Raw genomic sequence first — 20,536 nt, 5'->3', positions numbered from 1 at the left:
CACATATACTTTATCATTAGCAGCAAATTAGGGCTTGAAATTCATTCAATAAAGATTCAATTACATGCCTTAGTTTAGTCATCTAATTTACTATTAGAAGAAAACTGGATTGAAAATGTAGTCCCTTTACCAACTTCACTTTCCACATCTATTTTAGCATGACTGCTTTGTATAAAATCACAAACAAGTTGCATACCCAAACCAACTCCTTTCTCATTTTTAGTACCATAAGTACTATTTATTTCATTAAAATTAAATAAGGATTGTTTTTGTTCTTCAGTCATTCCTACACCATTGTCTTTTACCTTAAGTTTTACAGCTTTATTTTTTTTCTTACCAACAATAGAAATATTTCCTCCCTCTGGTGTAAATTTAATAGCATTATTAATCAAGTTTCTAATGGCAATAGATAATCTAACTCGATCCACAAAAATAGCACAACTCTCTTCTACGTTAATATTGATAGCAATATTCTTCTTTTGGTATACATGCAGCAAGTGGCTGACCTCTATTTTCACTATCTCTCTTAAGTTAACCACATTAAGAATCACTTCTTGAGTCCCCATTTGATTTACTCCCCATTGCAATAAATTATCCAACAAGTCCAGCATATTTGCAGAAGAGGATTGCATTTCTTTAGAAATATCTGACAACTTATCTAAATCATTATGTTGCGCACATAAATCAATGACTTCTGAGTATCCATGGAACGAAGCTAATGGACTACGTAAATCATGTGACAAAATTGAAAAGAATTTATTTTTAGTTGCATTGGCTAATTCTAACTCTTTATGCTGCAACTCTAATTCTTTATTAGCCTTCATACGTAACCGACTAACTTTTAGCATAAAATAACCTAATACAAGTAATAGTCCTATAACGGAAACTAACGCAATCAAGATAATTAAATATTGTTGCTTATCAGCTTTCTCTTGGTCAAGTTCTTTTTGTTTCTTAGCTACCTTATATTTCGCATTTAAGTTGGCTATTTTCCTAATTGTTTCACCATTATTAATACTATCTCTATACATCACATATTGTTTGTGATGAAAAAATGCTTTTTCAAACTCCTGAGACTCATTATAAATAGTTGATAACCTTAAATTAGCATCTCTTATTTGCTCTTTCAGAGCATGCGCCTTAGCTAATTTCAAACTTTTTTGAGCAACATACTTTGCACTGGAGTGCTTGTTTCTTTCAAGATATACTTGAGCTAACCCATCTAAATAACATGAAACAGCATAGTAATCTTCCAATGGTTCCAATACAGCTATAGATTCTTTTAAATATAATTCCGCACTATCTAATTCATTCAAGTTAATTTGCACTAATCCAATATTTCCAGTGGCATAAGCTACGCCAAAATCATCATTATTCACTCTATATAAGGAATCTGCCGCATGATAACAATCTAGAGCTAATTGATGCCTATTAGTAGTGCGATATAACTCACCTAAATTTACATATGCTCCTGCCAAATTTTTATATAATCCTGTTTTATGTAGAATTTTAATAACATCTTTATAACCTATCTCTGCTTTAAGGTATTCTTTATTACGTTTATGTACATCTGCTAATCTATACATACAAACAGCTATTCCTTCCTCATTATTAACCGATCGATATAATTCAATAGATTCTTGCAAACAAATTATAGCACTATCAAGCACCATCAAATTAACATAAGGGGTTGAATTTAAACATAGGGCCGCTGCTTGCCAATTAATATTAGAATTTATTTTTCCTATTTCATAAGCCTTCTTTGCAAAATGTAACTCAATCTTAGGATCTCTAGAAGTAACGGCTATTTCATAACAGAGCTCGTACATTAAAGAATCATTTCCTTGAACACTTGCATCTCTATACTTTTGCCATAGGACATCAACGTCGCTAACATTAGCGTTTACAACAAAATAATGTAGTAAAAAAAATAATACAAAGGATAGATTAGTCAATCTCATATATAAAAAAACCTCTTTACCTTTTTTAAAGTAAAGAGGTACACTTTTTTTTAAGTTTATTAAAGCTTATTTTTTAGGTGGTTCAACTGGTACATCAGGACAATCTCTATGCATCTCTACGCTGTTTTCTAATAATTCTTTCATGTCTTAAATTTTTAATAATTAGTAATATGAATGATTAATTAATTCTTCACCCTAATTTTAAACGCTCAAAATTAAGAAAAATAATTTACTTTACTCAACAAACAAAATATATTCTCATATAAACAATGTATCAATAACTTATACTTCAAATACTAAAACAAAAGTCTACAATATCTACAATACATAATTGGTACACTCCACCTTCAACGCATCTTACACGAAATAGTTTCCTTTATGTTATATTATTAATCTAATGAATAACACAATAAATGATTATAAAAGATTGAAACAACTGATTATCTGCAACTAAAACAACTACAATAAACCTAACTCTATTACAAATAAATTTCTCATGCAATTAATTATTTTCACAGTCACCTTTAAAAATCAGCTTAAACGTAGTTCCTTCTCCTAGTTGACTTTCTACTTTAATTTGCGCATTGCTTTGTTGTACAAACTCCTTTATCAATTGCATTCCTAAGCCTATTCCTTTTTCATTTTGCGTTCCGTAGGTACTTTCTATATGGTTAAAATCGTATAAACTCTTTATCTGCACTGGAGTCATACCAACACCTGTATCGGTAATTTTAAATATAGTGTTCAATTCTTCTTGATATGATGATAAAGTAATAGAACGTCCTGAAGGTGTAAACTTAATGGCATTATTTAAAAGGTTTCGGATGGCAATAGATAGTTTTACCCGATCAACAAACAAAGTAATATTCTCGTCTAAAAGTGTATGAATTGTAATATCCTTTTTAGCCGAAACATGTTGCAAATGCTTTATTTCCATTATTACAACATCCTGTAAAGATACCTTTGAAGAAACTGATTGAAGCGTGTCCATTTGGTTAACTCCCCATTGCAATAAATTGTCCAACAAATCGAGTAAGTTTGCCGATGATGATTTTATTTCCTTAGAAATAACGGAAAGCTTTTTAAAATCATTATGCTGCACAAACAAATTAATAACCTCGGAATAACCATGAAATGTAGCCAAGGGGCTACGTAAATCATGTGATAAAATAGAGAAAAACTTATTTTTAGTAGTACTGGCTTTTTCTAAGGCCTTATGCTGTTTAGTGAGTTGATTATTACTTTTTCTTCTTTCGCGGTTAACTTTTAACACAATAAAAGCCAACACCAACAATAACAACACAATAAGAGCAGAAGCAATGGTTATCATTAAATAACTTTCCTTCTGAGCCTTTTCGGCATCTACTGCCTTTTGCTTTTGCGCCACGTCATACTTAGCGGTTAGGTTAGCGATATTACGTATAGTTTCTTCATTTACTATACTATCGCGGTAGGCTACATATTGCTTATGATGATAGAAAGCATTTTTAAAATCTTTAAAATGATCGTATATGGTAGATAAACGAAGACTGGCATCTCGTATTTGTTCTTTTAAACCATGTTCTTGAGCAAGCTTAAGGCTCTTACATGAAGTCTGTTTGGCTATTTCAAACTTTTGTTGCTTAAAATAAACCTCAGCCAGACCATCTAAATATGATGATACAGCATAATTATCGTCTAAAGGTTGAAGAATTTCAATCGCAATGTTGAGATAGAATTCAGCACTATCGAGTTTATTTTGCGAAGAATAAACTAGACCAATATTCCCTTTTGAATAAGCAATATAAATATCTTCTCCAACAACATGACTCAAACTAAGAGATTTTCTAAAACTTGCTAGAGCACTATTTTTTTTACCTAACTTCCTATAAAATTCACCTAAATTAATAACGGCTGCACAAAGCTTAACAGAATCATTTAATAAGATAAATTTATCAATCGCTTCATTATATGCCATTTCTGATAAATCAAACTCCTCATTTCTATTATAAACTCCTGCAAGTAACATATTACATGTCGCTATACCTAATGAATAGTTTACTTGTTTATATAAATCATTTGCTTCAAGCAAAGAATTAATGCCCTCATCTAGCTTACCCGTCTTAACCTCAGGGTAAGATTTAAGTATTTTTGCCGCAGCTTTCCAATGGCTATTATTTAACAATGAAGCATGTTTGTACGCTAATTCTGCATAATGCAATTTAATCTTAGGCTGTCTTGAACATATTGAAATCTCATAGCTTATTTCAAACAATAAAGAGTCATTACTACAAATATATTCCTTTTTATAGTCTTCAATTAAACATTCAATATTTGATTTCTGCGCTAAAATAATTTGAGCCAATAAAACAAGAAGAAAAAGAAGAAACATTCTATTGGCACTCATAACTTATTTATCCATTTCGGATTTAAATTAATACAATCATATGTATCATTAATGCTTATAAAACAAACATTTTCCTATCGAACAAAAGAAATGCTTGTTTTAAAAAATAGACTAAAGAAATTAAATTAACCTTTGGGAGGTCTAACTTCTACCTCAGGATCATCTCTATAAATCTTTCCATCCTTATATCGAAAATCAATATTATAACCCGCTTTTTCAAAAGCTTGATTAGAAACAATGGCTTCCCAATCTGTTGAGCCCTCAACAGCATGTGGTTTTACCGAATAAATATTCATACTTCCTTCTTTTTTATAAATATCAACTATTTGAATAATATCACTATCTTCTGCTAATGACCAAGTTATTTTACTACCTGGGTTAGCATCCGATGTAATCGTTTTATCATGCTCGTGCCCTTCATTGTCTTTTAAATGAAGAATAATTTCGCCCTTTTTCTTAATGGCTTTTATGCCTATCCTAATGTGTTTTGACTCCATGTAAGTTCTAATTTTAGTTAGTGCGTCCTAAATTAGAAAATTAAAATAATATATCTATTTAATACCCTTTTCTTTTTATCATATATAAATATAAATCATACTAAATTAATAAAAAGGGTCATCTATATATTTTACCATATACAGATGACCCTTTATATATATTAGCTCAAACAAAGGCAGTTATATTGCTAACTGCTTATTGTACTTTGCTTATTTTTCGTACTCCGTAGCTCGTGGCTGCTCCACATCACTTTCATAATCTTTACCATTTTCACGAACTACATTTTCAAAGAAACGGAAATAGTTACCATAGGTAAATTCTCCAGTACGCTTACGCGATTCTTCTCCCATCTTTTTAAATTGAGCCGAAGCTTCTTTCTGGTCGCCAATTAAAAACAGGTATTCGTTGGCAGATATCGATTTCCCTTTACTGTCTCTCATATTTAAATGAACCGTAAATTGTTTATCCACTTTATTTAAGACCTTAAAATCAACATCGAAGAATTTCTTGGCGCTATTCTCAGCCACTTTAGCTACGTCATATTTAGATGTTTGAATAACATTTCCATTATCATCCTTAATTTCTAGCTCAATAGTACTTTTACCAAAATTCTCATATAAATCATTCACCACCCAAATTTCTCCTTCAAAAGCCTCATCTTTATGCCAACGACGCTTCTCAAAGTTAAGGTTTACTAATAATGGTTGGTAAGAACGCTTTACAAACTCGTAAGAACGCTTAGGCTTTTGGTAATTGTCAATGATACCCCATTTCATATCTGGGCAATAAGTTATCCAATGACATAAAGCAATACCACTTAAATTAGGTTTGTGTCTTCTTAAATATTCAACTCCATACTGAAAAATCATTCCTTGCGCATCTTGGGTAGCATTCACAAATTCCTCCAACGAACCTAATTTTTCATCACCAAAGCTATCCCAGTTTTGCATACGTAGTCTGTCTAAATCTGCCCAATGATGTCCCCAACTTAATCCTGGAGGCCACATCTCATTTTCAGGAATAAACTTCTCTAAACTTTCCACAGAAGGAACGGATGTAATAGCAAATTCCGGAATAATTGGATAATCTAGTGTTCTGAACCAATCTTCCATTAACCAACGCCCCATTCCATAAAAATAGGCCAAAGCGTGCTTCGCTTCTTTGGGTTTATAACCCGCTTCTTGCGACACTTCACAATTTAACGGCGAATCTGGCACATAAGGCAAGTTCACATAGCTTTGCAAAGTATCACCTAACTCTTCTAAAAACGCACGTCCAAAATGTGCATCTTCGGTACGTAAAAGCATTTCTTCGCCACCTTCCATCATAATTAAAGATGGATGATTTCTACGTTCCTTAATAACGGCAGCAGCCTCTTGCATAATACGATCAATACCAGCTCTATCCTGCGGAATATTTCCTGTTCCCAGCGGAATCATATCTTGCCAAACCGTCATTCCCATCTCGTTACAGTACTCGTAGAACTCAGGGATTTCTGGCGGATGCCATCCAAATATTCTAATATTATTTAAGTTAGCCTCTTTAGCCAAACGAATCAATTCCTTATACTCAGCAGGACTTGTTCTTCCAACAAAAATATCTGGCGGTCCACCCCAGCAAGCAGAACGAATAAAATGGAATTTACCATTGATATAGGTAGAACGAGGAAAACTCACATCTACGTCCTTTTTAAATCCAGGGTTCCACTTAGAAGTTACTTCACGTATTCCAAAAGTAAACTCATTAAAATCGTGGTTAATCTTTCCTTCTTTTAACGAAACCTTAGCCGTGTATAAGTTTGGTTGACCTAGATCCCATGGCCACCATAACTGAGGCTTTTTAATATGAATGTTCTTTTTAATTTTATGAACACCTGGCGCAACAAGCTGCGTTAACTCCTCCTTTTGCGTTTTTCCATCAAAGTTTTTACCTTGAATAGAAGCTACTAAAGTCATTTCTTTAGCTTCATCAGAGGTATTCTCTACTTCTACTTCCATCAATACATCGGCCGAACCATCTTTATTTAGGGTAGTATTGGCGTAAGAATCCAAAATTCGCGTTTTACCTGTAGAAACCATTTTAATAGGACGACTAATTCCAAACGGAATTAAATCTCTCCAATAATCACCAAACCAAGGTGTTTTTAATCCAGCAACCTTTGCATTTACTTTGGGAGGCGGATTTAATTTTATCATCAGCATATTAGTACTGTGAATTCTTTTCTTCCCAATACGCAATGCATCGTTTACGTCAAAAGAAAACGAAGAAAAAGCACCTGTATGACTTCCTAACAGCGTTCCATTTAAGTATACATCACAACTATAATCCACGCCCTCAAAAACAAGGCGCACAATCTTATCGCTGATATCCTCTGTTATATTAAACTGATAGGCATACCACCACTCATATTGCTGCACCCATTGGGCACGCACACTATTTCTTCCAAAGTATGGATCATCAATTACGCCACACTTCCAAAGGTCGGTATACACATCGCCTGGCACGTAGGCAGGATTCCAAAAATTAGTTTCAATATCGGCTGGTGGTACCTGATGCAAACCTTCCTTAACTCCTTCACCAGGCAACATCATCTTAAATTTCCACTTATGCCCGCTCAAATCTCTTACAACCTGACTATTATCCGTGTGCGAATTAATAGTACCTGGCTGAGCAAATAGTAACGTTGGTAACATTACTAAAAATAACCATGCAATTTTCTTCATTTCTATGATTTTAATTCCAATAACAACTGCTTATTTTGTGATACTCATTCATATTTAAATTACTGATTCAAATATGATATTTATTATTCTAAAAGCGCTTATTTAATACGCATTACAAACACTACAAAAACTCTACAAGAACCAGAACTTAGACTAGATATTTAATAGACAACAGATCTTACGCATTGATTTTATGTAATTTATAAATTTACAATAATGCATCCTAATAAGATACTTCTATATTCAGAAGTTATACATTTACATAAATTTACCTAAATATAATCTATAAGCATTGTTCTATGTATAAAAAAATAGTTAGTCTACTTTCACTTAGTATCATCCTTATTTCTTGTTCACAAAACAAAACTAACCCTGACTTTGCTAGCGATATAAAAATCCTAAATAACATTGAAGATATAAGCATTTTACAGGATGGTGATGCCATGATAGCCGTTTCGGGTTTATGTCAGGGAAGAGTCTTTACAAGTAGCTCAAAAGGTACAGATGGCTTAAGTTATGGATATTTTAATAGAGATATCATTAAAGAAGGAAATGCATTAACCAAGCTTAGTGCCATTGGCGGTGAAGGCCGTATGTGGTTTGGACCTGAAATTGGTAAGTACGCTATTTTTTTTGACCCTGATAAGGAACAAATAGTGCCTAATATTAAAATATCACCACAATTAAATACACAAGCTTTTTTAGAATTAGAGAGAACAGAACACTCCATTACTTACGGCAATAAAATGGAGATTAGAAACGCTAATCATTTTATTTTTAAGTTGGATGCCCAGCGAAAAATCACACTAAAAACTCGTGATACTATAAAAAAGGATCTATCTATTAATTTAGATAAGAATATTTCGCACGTAGCTTTTAGTATAGAATCCCAGATTAAAAATCTTAATCAGGAACAATGGACCAAAGAAAAAGGTCTGCTTTCTATTTGGGATATATCGTGTATTATTCCCTCTCCTAAATCTATGGTTATTATACCTTGCAGAAACAACATAAAAGCTGCAACCACCTATTTTACGAATCTTAATGACGAAAGAATTCAGGTTAAAAACGGAACGGTGTTTTACAAGGCAGACGCACAATACATGAATAAAATTGGTATACAACCTGAGTTCTGCACTAACACCTTCGGAAGCTACTCGCCTGAGTTTAATCTATTGACGATTGTAAAGTATAACTTCGAAGACGATTCTATTTACGTCAACTCATTATGGAATCATCAAGAGCCCTATAAAGGAGATGTGATTAACGTTTTTAATGGAGAGGTAAATCCTGCTGAAGATAGAAATTGGCCTTTTTATGAGTTAGAAACGTCCTCCAGCAGCAAAGAGCTCATGCCTAACGACAGTTTATATCACTCGCATACAGTATATCACTTCGAAGGAAACAAAGAAGCGCTAAGTAAAATTTCAAAAGATGTATTAGGCGTTTCTTTAAATGATATTCCACTGCAATAGTTTTAATTTATTCATTGATAAATTCTGAAAACGGGGCTATCAAAACTCACCTTATAGGTGATCATACACACCCGTAAGCTAATTTTACATCCCTATATTTAAACTGAACAAGACTATATTTTTAGGCCTGAATCCCTGAATTAACGGGAGGTTTGCAAGTATATACATTCATATTTGAATTCTCTATTTATATTTCAATATAGAAATGAAATGAATTAGTTTTACACCACAATAATTAATACCTTTTACTAAGTATTTAAAAGTCTAGTATAATTCTTCAACAAATGGAACAACATATAACATTACAAAAAAAGAATAGAGTCGGTTATATCATCATCAATCGCCCCAAGGCAAATTGCTACGAAATTAACTTTCATAAGCAATTGATTGAGTGCATTGATAAAGCGAATGATGATGCCGACATTAAAGTAATTGTATTAAAGAGTGCTTTAGAAAAGTTCTTTTGCGCAGGTGCCGACATCAAAGTATTTGAGGCCAATACTGTGGAGGCTAACAAACTAATGGTGGAACATGCTCAGCTAGCCGCCAATAAATTAGCCGATAGTAAAAAAATTACCCTTGCTGCTATTAGTGGTCACGCTTTAGGCGGAGGATTAGAATTAGCCATGGCCTGCGATTTACGCTTGGCTGCTGAGGGAACTTACTTTTTAGGATTACCTGAAATTAAGCTTGGCCTTATCCCAGGTAACGGAGGCTCACAACGTCTAATCCGATTAATAGATAAAAGTAAAGCACTGGAACTATTAATTACTGGTGATAATATTGGGCCAAAAGAAGCCTACAACATCGGTTTAGTTAATCATCTATATAGTAAAGAAGAGTTTAACGATAAACTAGAAGCATACGCCGAAAAGTTAGCACAAGGCCCAGTTGATGCAATGGCAGCAGTAAAAGTATGTGTTAACAAAGGTTTAGAAATGTCTTTAAAAGAAGGACTTGCTTTAGAAGGCGAAATGGTTGAACCATTATATGACTCAGAAGATGCCAAAGAGGGAGGCTTAGCATTTGTAGAAAAAAGAGCTCCTCAATTTAAATAAGTAAACAATCATATACCCAAACATTTAACAAACTACCTACAGTTAATAACTAATGACTAAACAGCATGGAAATTAAAAACTACAACTGTTATATTAACGGTGAATGGATTGAAAAGACGGAAGGGGAAAAGATTGAGGTAGAAAATCCAGCTACAGGAGAGATTTTCGCATCTATACATGTAAGTTCGATTGACGAAACGCAACATGCTTTAGAGGCAGCAGATAAAGCGCAATTTAGTTGGCAAATGCTTCCTGCAAACGAGCGTGCTCAGTATTTGTATAAAATATCTGAACTGCTTAACAAAGAGAAGGATCATTTTGCCAAACTATTGGTGATGGAGCAAGGTAAAACACTGGCCGAAGCCTATGGTGAGGTAACGGATACTATTCGTTATGTTAATTATTCTGCTGAGGCAGGAAGAAGGATTCAAGGCTCTATTTTCCCATCTGATTTACCTAACGAGCAACTTACCATTCATAAAGTACCCTACGGCGTTACGGTAGGCTTAATGGCCTTTAACTATCCATTGGCTTTAATTGGACGCAAAATTGGGCCTGCTTTAATCACAGGTAATACCATGGTGATAAAGCCTTCGGAATTAACCCCAGTAACAGCTTCTGAGTTTTGTCGCTTGGTGCACGAAGCGGGCTTACCCAAAGGAGTGATTAGCATGGTAGTTGGATATGGCCATACAGTTGGATCTCATTTGGTAGAAAGCCCAATTACTAAGCTTGTTTCTATGACGGGAAGTACCCGTGCAGGACAGGCCATTTACAAAGCAGCTTCTGAAAATGTTGCAGGACTAGTACTGGAGCTAGGTGGTAAAGCACCATTTATGATAATGGATGATGCTGAGATTGACAAAGCCGTAGAGGCAGCAGCTATTTCGCGTTATGCAAACTGCGGGCAGGTATGCATCTGTAACGAGATGGTTTTTGTACACGAAAAAGTAGCCGATGAATTTACCGATAAGCTGATCAATCGTATCAAAAAAATTAAGGTAGGCGACCCTATGACAGCTGTTGATATGGGGCCTAGCTTAAGTGGCAAGGCTCTTGAGCGCATGGATAGCATCGTTAAAGAAAATGTGGCACAAGGCGCAAACCTAGTATTGGGTGGTAAAAGACCAGAAGGTGCCATGTTTGAAAAAGGAAACTGGTATGAGCCTACTTTGCTTACCGATGTAAAACCAGATCAAGCCACAGTTCAAGAGGAAGTGTTTGGCCCTATCCTACCTATTGTAAAAGTATCTGGTTTTGATGAAGCCAAAGAATTACTTAATGGACGTGATGATAGTTTATCGTGTTATTTATATACGCAGAATCATAAAAATATCATGCGCTCCATTCAAGAATTTCAGATAGGAACCATTTTCATCAACAAGCAAATTGTAGGATATATCCAAGGTTACCATTCGGGACATAAAAAAGCAGGTATTGGTGGTGAAGATGGCGTTTTTGGTATTGAGCAATACTTGCAGAAGAAAACAATTTATATGAATTACGAATAAATAAACGGTCATTCGCAATTCGTCACTAGACATTAGTAAACACATTGACTTTTTACCATTGACTATTGACTAATAACTAATGACAAATTAATAATGTAAAGCTATGCAAAAAACAAATCTTAAACAATGGATTTTAACCTTCGTGTTAGGTCTGTTTGTTTTAACAGCGTGGTCACAACCCAATACTACCTTTGCCAAGCAAGAAGGTAATGTTAGAGTACGTGATTTGAGTGGAATGAAGTGGAAGTTTAAGATGATGCTTCCAGGACAAGGTGTTAAAAAGGGCTTACACAAGCTTCCTTCAGAGGATATTGAAACGCTTGTTTGGAACAATGCGCGCGTTCCGGGTGATGTATATACTGACCTTTGGAAAGCTGGCGTTATCGACGACCCTTATTTTGGAAGAAATAGTGTACGTGCTCAATGGGTACAACAATACGAATGGTGGTATGCCAACCAATTCGATATGAAGAAACTTCCTGAAAATGAAATTGTAGAATTATTATTTGAAGGAGTTGATTACAGCTGCGAAGTATGGTTAAACGGCCATTACCTAGGAAAGCACGAAGGTGTATTCTCTAAATTTTCATTTGATGTAACTAAATACCTACGTACCCACCCTTGGGATGCACAAAAAGGTAGAAACATGTTAATGGTGAAATTAGACCCTCCACCACAAGTTAATGCTGCAGTAGCGGGTAAAAAAACACCTTGGTTTGGCGATTACACCAGAGATTTTACAACCATTGGAATATGGCGTCCTGTAAAATTAGTTCAAACAGGTAAAGTGCGTTTTAACGATGTTTATGCGCATCAAAAATTAAATAAAAATGGTTCTGCTGATGTTAACCTTGAGTTAGAAGTTGAGAACACCAGCGACCAGGCTAAAGAAATGACTTTTGAAGCTTCTCTTAATGGTAAAAACTTTAAGATGAAGGAAATTAAAGTTGAATTTACTCAAACAGTTAAGCCAGGAATTAGCAAAGTTGAGAAAAATATTCACCTTGAAAAACCAATGTTATGGTTCCCTTGGGATTTAGGTGATCAGAATCTTTATGTAGCTGACATTGCTATTAAAAATGGTGAAACAAATCACGATTATAACCAAACTGTTTTTGGTATTCGTGAGGTAACGATGAAATGGAATCCTGGGTTTAAGAAAGATGTAGATGTAACATTCCCTCGTTCTACTTATATCAATGGTAAATTTCACTTTATACGTTCTGCTTGTTGGGGTGGGCCACCGGATATCTTCGTAGGTCGTACTTCTCCTGCTGAATACAAAGAGCTAATTCGTTTAGCCAAAGAAATGAACATGAATAACATCCGTATTTTTGGATGGCACCCACCAGAAATTCCAGAATTTTATCAGTATTGTGATGAAATGGGCATGACGGTTTGGCAAGATATGATTCCGCTAGGTACAGGAAATATTCCTACAGACGAAGAGAGCTTAGGTGCTATTTTTAACGAAGGTGTAAAAGTAGTGAAAGAACGTCGTAATCATCCTTCATTAATTATGATGGAAGGTGGAGAGGAAATGTTATTCCGTACGCGCGATCCACATTTTGGACGTGCATTCTTAGAGCGTTTAGGAGATTCGCTTCAAGCACATATCGACTTACCTTATGTGCCGGATTCACCAATGACTGACCCAGTTGCTCAAGAAGCTGGTTTTAAGCCTAAAGAAGCAGTACATGCTTTACGTTACTTCTATGAAATGGGACGTTGGTTACATGAAGATTGGTATCAAACACATTGCGATGGATATCCTATTGTTCCTGAGTTTGCCATCACTTCGGTTCCTTCTGTGGAGAGCTTAGAGAAGTTTATTCCTAAAGATGAAATGTGGCCTCCAGGGTTAAGTTGGGGACACCATTGGGCCGACCTAACTCGTTTACGCATGCAAAACTGGGATGTATTTGGTAGCGAAATGAAAGGATCTTTAGAAGAGTTCGTGAATGCTACACAGGATGCACAAGGTATCATCTTTCAAAATGGTATTGAGCATTTCCGTCGCGACAAGCCAAATTTAAGTGGTATTGCACTTTGTCATTATATCACTTATTGTCCGGATATGAAATGGGGTATTGTAGATAACTATCAAAAACCTAAAAACTCATATTACTTTGTTCAAAAAGCTTATCAGCCGCTATTGGTTAATTTCCAATTTACAAAGCGTCGTTGGTCTAACAAAGAGCCTTTTGTAGGAAACATTTGGGTAGTGAATGATTTATACAAAGAATACAAGGACTGTAAAATCAAATTTGAAATTAAAGATGATTCGGGTAACGTTTTATCGACAAAAGAATTTGATGTAGCTAAAATTGATGAAAACAGTGCAAAATCACTATTCGCTATTGAAGAGAAAGTATTAAAAACAGTAAAAGAGAAATTCTTTGTAAACCTAGAGCTAAGCAACAAAAAAGGTGAAGTGATTTCTAAAAATGATTACTTCTTTTTAATTGGCGACCAAGAAGCTGACAGTGCTAAATTTAAAGAGTGGAAAACTGAGCGTGTAAACCAAGAAAACAAACATGGTCGTTACGGTTCATACTACCATTTCTTTGAAGAATTTACAGAGCAAAACGGTAAAAAATACGAAAGTGAAACTCAAACACCAAGAGCAATTGGGTTTGAGTAAGGCGTCAATAGACCACAATTAAACATAACAATCAAGCTCTCCTCCTTAAAGTAAGGAGGAGAGCTTGATTTACATTCCAGAATAACAAAAACAGAATACCCTTTACCTCCTCCCTAATCTAAACTAAAAACATAAACAACAATGTCTGACAAAAACATACAACTTAAAGGAATTACCTGGAATCACAGTCGTGGTTTTACATCCATAGTAGCTTGTGCACAACGCTTTTCTGAATTAAACCCTGACGTAGAAATTACCTGGGAGAAACGTTCCTTACAAGCTTTTGCTGATGAGCCTATCGACAAGCTGGCAGAGCGTTACGATTTCTTAATTATAGATCACCCATGGACTGGTTTTGCTGCTCGCACCCATGTAATTGTTCCTTTAAGTGATTTTTTATCCAAAGAATTTATCGATGATCAAGCTGCCAATTCGGTAGGTAAATCATTCGAAAGCTATAACTTTAGTGGCAAGCAATGGGCATTACCTATTGATGCAGCTACACCTGTAGCAGCTAGCCGCCCCGACTTATTTGAAAAAGAAGGACTCGAGCTTCCTAAAACATGGGACGATTTAGTAGAACTTTCTAAAACTGGAAAAGTTTCTATACCTGGAATTCCACAGGATACCTTAATGAGTTTTTACATGGTTTGCTCCAATTTGGGCGAAGATGTTTGTGTAAGCGATGATAAAGTAATTTCGGACGAAGTGGGTATTAAAGCTTTGCAGATGTTACGCGATTTAGGAAAAAACATTAAGCGCGAAAACTACGATTTCAACCCAATTAAGGTGTACGAAAAAATGACCTTATCGGATGAGTATCTATATAGTCCGTTTGCTTATGGTTACACCAACTATTCGCGTAGAGGATATGCTCGTAAATTGCTTAAGTTTCATGATATGGTTGAAATAAACGGAACTGGTTTAATCTCTACCCTTGGAGGAACTGGTTTAGCCGTTTCTGCGCAATGCAAACATCAAGACATGGCTATTAAATTTGTAGATTACGTTGGATGTCCTGAAACGCAAAAAGGTATTTTCTTTGCTAACGGAGGTCAACCTGGGCATAGAGCTGCTTGGTTAGATGAGCAAAACAATGCGGAAACTATGGACTTTTTCAAAGACACCTTACCAGCATTAGACCGTTCGTTCTTACGACCAAGATATCATGGCCATATGTATTTTCAGGATAGAGCTGGCGCACCAATCAGAGAATATATGATGAATGGTGGCGACGAAGTAAAATTGTTGGCTGATTTAAATGAGCTATATAAAAAATCGAAAGAGATTAAGTAGTTTTCAGTTTTCATTAGGCAGTTGACAGTAAGCAGTCCACAGTAGGTAGTCTCCAGTAGGTAGTCTCCAGTAGGCAGTCTCCAGTAGGCAGTCTTCAGTGAACAGTGGGCAGTGGGCAGTATTTGTATGATGTTTTAAGTAATGGTTTATTTTTGTAGATTGTAAATAAAACTCAAATGACATTTAGAGATTTATTGGCTTACAAAAAATCATTTAATCTGGCGATGAAAATATTTGAAATTACAAAGCAATTTCCTTCAGATGAAAAGTATTCTTTGACAGATCAAATACGACGTTCTTCTCGCTCGGTAAGTGCCAACATAGGAGAAGCTTATCGAAAAAGAAAATATCCGAAACATTTTATAAGTAAGTTGACGGATTGCGACAGTGAGAATACAGAAACGCAAGTATGGCTTGATTTTGCATTATCTTGCAAATATATAAATAGACAACTCTACGATGAGTTAAAATTACAATCTGAAGAAGTTGGGAAACTACTTTTTTATATGATAGAAAATCCAAATAAGTTTAATTCGTAGGCATTGTTGTGCGGTTTGTAAATAACTGCATACTGCCTACTGCATACTCAATATATATGCTACCATTAAAGGGAATAACAGTATTAGAATTTGCACAATTTATGGCGGGGCCTTCAGCGGGATTAAAAATGGCTGACTTAGGGGCTCGTGTAATAAAAATTGAGCGTCCAGGAACTGGCGAGGCTGGGAGGCAAATTGCTATTAAAAATTTATTTATCGATGAGAGCAGTATGGTTTTTCATACGGCTAATCGAAACAAACAATCATACGCTGCTAATCTTAAAGACCCAAATGATTTGGCCAAAGTAAAGCAGCTCATTGCACAAGCCGACGTAATGACCCATAATTTCCGTCCTGGTGTGATGGAAAAAATTGGGTTGGATTATGATGTGGTTTCTGCCATTAACCCGCGCATTATTTATGGCGTAGTTTCTGGTTACAGTGCCAAAGGACCATGGGCTAAAAAACCAGGGCAGGATTTATTAATTCAGTCTCTTTCTGGTTTGGTTCACTTAACAGGTAATGCTGATGATAATCCTACAGCAAGTGGTTTAGCTACTTCCGATATTTTTACCGGAGTACATTTAGTACAAGGTATTTTAGCCGCCTTAATTGGTCGTCATAAAACGGGTAAAGGAGCCAAGGTAGAAGTGAGTTTATTAGAGTCTACTTTAGATATTCAGTTTGAGGTAATCACTACTTATTTGAACGATGGCAACCAACTGCCACAACGTGCAAAACAAGGAAGTGCGCATGCATACATCAAAGCACCTTACGGGATATACGAAACCAAGGACGGCCACATTGCTATTGCATTAGTTCCTTTAAACGAACTTACGGATGCCATGGGTATCCAACTTCCTACGGAGTTTGCAGATAAAGCTACTTGGTTTGATAAACGTGATGATATCATGGCCTTTTTAGCACCTATCCTGAAAAAGGAAAACTCTAAACATTGGCTGGATATTTTTGAAGCGAAAGACCTGTTCTGTTCTGCTGTAAATACCTATAAGGATTTATTGAATCATGAAGGATATAAAGCTTTAAAAATGGACCAAGAGGTAGAAACTTCTGATGGACTGAAAATGAAAACAACGCGCTGTCCTATTCGCATAGATGGCGAGCGACTTTTCAGCAGAAAATCGGCTCCAAAGCCAGGTGAGGATAATACAATTATTGAACAAGAATTTAATCTATAGTCTTCAGTAAACAGCACTCAGTAAACAGTTAATCATTTTTAACTGCTATCTGAATACTGCCAACTGTAGCATATAAAGATATGAAACGTCCAAGTAAATTCTACATACGCAACCACTGTGCATGATTAAAATTTATTTGAGAGTTCCATGTGGCAAATGAAAGTAAAATTTAAACACATGAATAAAATAAATAAACCTCTTGACGGTATTTTAGTAGTTGATTTTAGCCAATACCTTTCGGCTCCTTCGGCTAGTTTACGTTTAGCCGATTTAGGTGCTAGAGTCATTAAAATAGAGCAACCAGAAACAGGAGATCTGTGTAGAGATTTGTATTTTTCAAATCTGGTTATCAACGGACAGTCGTCTATGTTTCAAGCCATCAACCGAAACAAACAGAGCTATCAGGTAAACTTAAAATCGGATGAAGGGCGAGAAAAAGTATACAAACTGATCAAGCAAGCCGACATTGTTATCCAAAACTTCCGACCAGATGTGGCGGAACGATTGGGTATTGATTTTGATACTATCAAAGGCATTAAATCGGATATTATTTATGCCGAGCTTTCGGGTTATGGAAAAGAAGGTGTTTGGAAAAACAAGCCAGGCTTAGATATGCTTTTGCAGGCTGTATCGGGACTTACGCAATTAAACGGAAACCAAAATGCAGGACCTGTTCCTATTGGCTTGGCTGTTATTGATATATTATCAGGTGCACATCTGTGCCAGGGAGTATTAGCTTGTTTACATCGCAAATTAAATACAGGCGAAGGTGCTCGTGTTGAAGTGAGCATGCTAGAATCTGCTTTAGAATACCAGTTTGAGTCGGTTACGGCCTTTTTCAGGGATGGTGGAGAGCCTACCATTCGTGCAAAAAGTAACAGTGCCCACGCCTACCTTGGTGCCCCTTACGGAATTTATCAAACCAAAAATGGTTATATAGCTTTGGCTATGGGACAGATTCCTTTCTTGGGTGAATTGTTAAGCTGTGATGCTTTGTTGAATTACCCTGAAGTTGAATCGTGGTTTACGCAGCGTGATGAAATTAAGGATATCCTGGGCGACCACCTAAAAACCAAAGACACTCAGGATTGGCTTAACGTGCTTGAACCTGCAGATATTTGGTGTGCTGAAATCATGGATTGGAAAACACTATTTGACACTGAAGCATTTAAAATTTTAAAGATGATTCAGGAAGTAGAAATGAGTGATGGATATAAATCTAAAACCACTCGTTGTCCTATAGAAATTAACAACGAATATTTAACGTCTGAAATAGGTGCTCCATTTTTAGGAGAGCATAATAATAGCATAGAAAAAGAATTTTCTCTTTAAGAATACATTTTTTAAGTGGAGAGGCTGTCTAATTGATTAGATAGCCTTTTTCTATTTAACAGAATTCATTTTCACCTGACACGGTGGCGCTTTTATGCCTCTCGGAAGGCCTTTTGTAACACTCGGCAGCGCTTCTACAACACTCAAGCGCACTTTTGTATGACACGTTGTCGCTTTTTTGCTCCTCGGGTGCTCTCTTATGTGACCAAACAAGGGTTTTGAGAAATTTATTCACGAATTCGATGAATCAGGAAGACAGGTTAATTTTTTTATTTTAATCGAATAGATAAATCCAGATGCCCCCCTAACCCTAACTGAACAATTTTCTGCAACGTTGAAAGTCTCACCTCTTTTATATTGTTTTCTATCTTTGATATATACGACTTTGTAATTCCTACTTTTTCAGCTAGTTCAGCTTGAGTCATACCTTTTTTCACCCTAGCTTCATGCAAAAGAGTACCTAGCTTAAAGTTTTCATACCCTGCCTCTAACTCATCTCTTTCTGTTGTACCTTCAACTCCAAAGTGCTTATCCTTAAAATCCTCAATGGTCATTTTGTTATTCTTTTTCATGCTTATATTCCTCCATTATTTTAAGTTACTTAACAATTTCTGCCTTAGGTGTTTTTTGCGTTTTCTTTTGAAATCCATTCGCAATTATTATCAGTTTTCCTTCATCAAAAAAGCAGAATATTCGAAATATATTATTACCCAATTTTACTCGTATCTCATATAGTACATCTGTAGACTCTAAATGCTTTAGATAACTTTCAGGGACTCTTTCAATTTCTTCAATTAACTGAATCGTCCAGATAATTTTCGACTTAACTTTATCATTCTGCTCTAAAAAGAATTTTTCGAAATAATCCTTATAAAAAATTGCGGTTCGATATTTCTTTTTAGAATTCATGACACAAAGATAATAGATGTTTCACTAAAGTGAAACTCTCTTTGCATGTACAAAAACAATAAGGTAATCTTCTAAATCTACCTTTCTTATCAAGAATGAACTAGAATGCAAAAGTAATTCACTTAAAAGTATCCGATTTATTTAAAAACTTATCTAATCTTTATCTCTATAACTCTTGCTCCTTCACGAATTTATACCCAGCGAAACTCTAATTTTCTCTACCGTTTCAACCAATTCTTTTTCTATGGTTTCTACGGATACGAGTTTGCGCATTTGAGAGGTCAATGCAGAAACGGCTAAAACCGCCACCACATTTTTTTGCATATTATAAACTGGAGCTGCAAAATCGGTTACTCCTTCTGTTAGTAGACTTTTATTACTGGCGCAGGACTGCCCTTTCATATCTACTAAATCCGATTGAAGAAGCTTTTTTTCATCTGCCGTCATGGCTTTGTAACCATCGCTACTGGCGAGTATTTGTTTGCTTTTGGTTTTAGTCAAGTTAGCCAGAATCACCTTTCCGGATACGGTTCTTTCTAAGGGAAATAAACTACCTATTTCTACGGATAAAGAAACTGGGGTTAAACTTCGCGCCTGAGATACAATCATTAATTTATTATGATGTAAAACGCTTAAATGCACCGACTGATTAATACTATGCGCCAGATTTTCCATGTGTATTTCGGCAGCTTTAACCATGGTATCTACAGGAGAGTGATGATGTGCCAATTGAAACAAACGAAGTGTTAAACTGTATTTGCTAGAAATGGGATCTTTGGCAATGTAACCTCTGTTTTCCAGACTTACCAGCATTCTGTATATTTCATTGGGTGTTCTTTCAATACCCAAAGCTATTTCTTGTTGCGATTGCGGTATTGATTGACCAGAGAGGTATTCTAGAATATCTAATCCCTTATCCAGGGCAGGAGCAAAATATTTTGTCATAAGCACAATTGAACTCCAAAAATACTATTTTTTTCAATGTGGGAGCTTGATTATACGCAG

Annotated in this window: 15 protein-coding genes; 8 read left to right on the top strand and 7 right to left on the bottom strand. The window is 35.5% G+C overall.

Annotated features, from left to right (window positions below):
- Positions 1-74 precede the first annotated feature (74 nt).
- The 4 genes from A8L32_RS14205 to A8L32_RS14190 all read right to left on the bottom strand — a co-directional run bounded on the left by A8L32_RS14205 (position 75) and on the right by A8L32_RS14190 (position 7,568).
- Entirely contained in the window at positions 75-1,961 is a 1,887-nt protein-coding gene (locus A8L32_RS14205; RefSeq protein WP_066631471.1) for a tetratricopeptide repeat-containing sensor histidine kinase, read from the bottom strand.
- Positions 1,962-2,463: 502 nt separating this feature from the next.
- Complete coding sequence (locus tag A8L32_RS14200) at positions 2,464-4,347, bottom strand: ATP-binding protein (protein ID WP_066631469.1); 1,884 nt, start codon at positions 4,345-4,347, stop codon at positions 2,464-2,466.
- A 125-nt stretch (positions 4,348-4,472) separates the two neighbouring features.
- Positions 4,473-4,844, bottom strand: a complete 372-nt coding sequence (locus A8L32_RS14195; RefSeq protein WP_066631468.1) for a hypothetical protein — start codon at positions 4,842-4,844, stop codon at positions 4,473-4,475.
- Between the two features lie 210 nt (positions 4,845-5,054).
- On the bottom strand, positions 5,055-7,568 hold the full coding sequence (locus A8L32_RS14190) for a glycoside hydrolase family 2 protein (RefSeq protein ID WP_066631467.1): 2,514 nt from the start codon (positions 7,566-7,568) through the stop codon (positions 5,055-5,057).
- 299 nt (positions 7,569-7,867) lie between these two features.
- Between A8L32_RS14190 and A8L32_RS14185 the strand changes: the two genes are divergently transcribed.
- The 8 genes from A8L32_RS14185 (at position 7,868) to A8L32_RS14150 (ending at position 18,622) form a co-directional block, all read left to right on the top strand.
- Positions 7,868-9,043, top strand: a complete 1,176-nt coding sequence (locus A8L32_RS14185) for a DUF6786 family protein (protein WP_066631466.1) — start codon at positions 7,868-7,870, stop codon at positions 9,041-9,043.
- Positions 9,044-9,327: 284 nt separating this feature from the next.
- Positions 9,328-10,101 (top strand): enoyl-CoA hydratase/isomerase family protein, encoded by a 774-nt coding sequence (locus A8L32_RS14180; protein WP_066631465.1) that lies wholly within the window; start codon positions 9,328-9,330, stop codon positions 10,099-10,101.
- A 65-nt stretch (positions 10,102-10,166) separates the two neighbouring features.
- Positions 10,167-11,612 (top strand): aldehyde dehydrogenase, encoded by a 1,446-nt coding sequence (gene aldA, locus A8L32_RS14175; RefSeq protein WP_066631464.1) that lies wholly within the window; start codon positions 10,167-10,169, stop codon positions 11,610-11,612.
- Positions 11,613-11,715: 103 nt separating this feature from the next.
- Entirely contained in the window at positions 11,716-14,256 is a 2,541-nt protein-coding gene (locus A8L32_RS14170; protein ID WP_066631463.1) for a beta-mannosidase, read from the top strand.
- 141 nt (positions 14,257-14,397) lie between these two features.
- On the top strand, positions 14,398-15,552 hold the full coding sequence (locus A8L32_RS14165) for an extracellular solute-binding protein (protein WP_066631462.1): 1,155 nt from the start codon (positions 14,398-14,400) through the stop codon (positions 15,550-15,552).
- Positions 15,553-15,728: 176 nt separating this feature from the next.
- Positions 15,729-16,091, top strand: coding sequence for a four helix bundle protein (locus A8L32_RS14160; RefSeq protein ID WP_066631461.1), 363 nt, complete (start codon positions 15,729-15,731; stop codon positions 16,089-16,091).
- Positions 16,092-16,147: 56 nt separating this feature from the next.
- The gene (locus A8L32_RS14155) at positions 16,148-17,290 is read left to right on the top strand and encodes a CaiB/BaiF CoA transferase family protein (RefSeq protein ID WP_066631459.1); all 1,143 of its coding nucleotides are present in this window, start codon (positions 16,148-16,150) and stop codon (positions 17,288-17,290) included.
- A gap of 177 nt (positions 17,291-17,467) precedes the next feature.
- On the top strand, positions 17,468-18,622 hold the full coding sequence (locus tag A8L32_RS14150) for a CaiB/BaiF CoA transferase family protein (protein ID WP_066631575.1): 1,155 nt from the start codon (positions 17,468-17,470) through the stop codon (positions 18,620-18,622).
- 269 nt (positions 18,623-18,891) lie between these two features.
- On the opposite strand, the gene A8L32_RS14145 is transcribed toward A8L32_RS14150, so the two are convergent.
- The 3 genes from A8L32_RS14145 to A8L32_RS14135 form a co-directional block, all read right to left on the bottom strand.
- On the bottom strand, positions 18,892-19,194 hold the full coding sequence (locus tag A8L32_RS14145) for a helix-turn-helix domain-containing protein (protein WP_066631457.1): 303 nt from the start codon (positions 19,192-19,194) through the stop codon (positions 18,892-18,894).
- A gap of 25 nt (positions 19,195-19,219) precedes the next feature.
- Positions 19,220-19,531: a type II toxin-antitoxin system RelE/ParE family toxin gene (locus A8L32_RS14140; protein WP_066631455.1), complete on the bottom strand. Its 312-nt coding sequence runs from the start codon at positions 19,529-19,531 to the stop codon at positions 19,220-19,222.
- Between the two features lie 183 nt (positions 19,532-19,714).
- The gene (locus tag A8L32_RS14135) at positions 19,715-20,476 is read right to left on the bottom strand and encodes an IclR family transcriptional regulator (RefSeq protein ID WP_066631452.1); all 762 of its coding nucleotides are present in this window, start codon (positions 20,474-20,476) and stop codon (positions 19,715-19,717) included.
- Positions 20,477-20,536: the final 60 nt, after the last annotated feature.

This window comes from Labilibacter marinus (genome assembly GCF_001659685.2).
GTDB classification, from domain to species: domain Bacteria; phylum Bacteroidota; class Bacteroidia; order Bacteroidales; family Marinilabiliaceae; genus Saccharicrinis; species Saccharicrinis marinus.
The sequence above is the reverse complement of the archived record's forward strand: the minus strand, read 5'-3'. Positions and strand labels throughout refer to the sequence as shown.

Coding starts and splice junctions, on each gene's coding strand:
- A8L32_RS14140 (WP_066631455.1), bottom strand. CDS start 19,531: ATGAATTCTAAAAAGAAATATCGAACCGCAATTTTTTATAAGGATTAT.
- A8L32_RS14180 (WP_066631465.1), top strand. CDS start 9,328: ATGGAACAACATATAACATTACAAAAAAAGAATAGAGTCGGTTATATC.
- A8L32_RS14185 (WP_066631466.1), top strand. CDS start 7,868: ATGTATAAAAAAATAGTTAGTCTACTTTCACTTAGTATCATCCTTATT.
- A8L32_RS14165 (WP_066631462.1), top strand. CDS start 14,398: ATGTCTGACAAAAACATACAACTTAAAGGAATTACCTGGAATCACAGT.
- A8L32_RS14160 (WP_066631461.1), top strand. CDS start 15,729: ATGACATTTAGAGATTTATTGGCTTACAAAAAATCATTTAATCTGGCG.
- A8L32_RS14150 (WP_066631575.1), top strand. CDS start 17,468: ATGAATAAAATAAATAAACCTCTTGACGGTATTTTAGTAGTTGATTTT.
- A8L32_RS14190 (WP_066631467.1), bottom strand. CDS start 7,568: ATGAAGAAAATTGCATGGTTATTTTTAGTAATGTTACCAACGTTACTA.
- A8L32_RS14205 (WP_066631471.1), bottom strand. CDS start 1,961: ATGAGATTGACTAATCTATCCTTTGTATTATTTTTTTTACTACATTAT.
- aldA (WP_066631464.1), top strand. CDS start 10,167: ATGGAAATTAAAAACTACAACTGTTATATTAACGGTGAATGGATTGAA.
- A8L32_RS14155 (WP_066631459.1), top strand. CDS start 16,148: ATGCTACCATTAAAGGGAATAACAGTATTAGAATTTGCACAATTTATG.
- A8L32_RS14195 (WP_066631468.1), bottom strand. CDS start 4,844: ATGGAGTCAAAACACATTAGGATAGGCATAAAAGCCATTAAGAAAAAG.
- A8L32_RS14135 (WP_066631452.1), bottom strand. CDS start 20,476: ATGACAAAATATTTTGCTCCTGCCCTGGATAAGGGATTAGATATTCTA.
- A8L32_RS14145 (WP_066631457.1), bottom strand. CDS start 19,194: ATGAAAAAGAATAACAAAATGACCATTGAGGATTTTAAGGATAAGCAC.
- A8L32_RS14200 (WP_066631469.1), bottom strand. CDS start 4,347: ATGAGTGCCAATAGAATGTTTCTTCTTTTTCTTCTTGTTTTATTGGCT.
- A8L32_RS14170 (WP_066631463.1), top strand. CDS start 11,716: ATGCAAAAAACAAATCTTAAACAATGGATTTTAACCTTCGTGTTAGGT.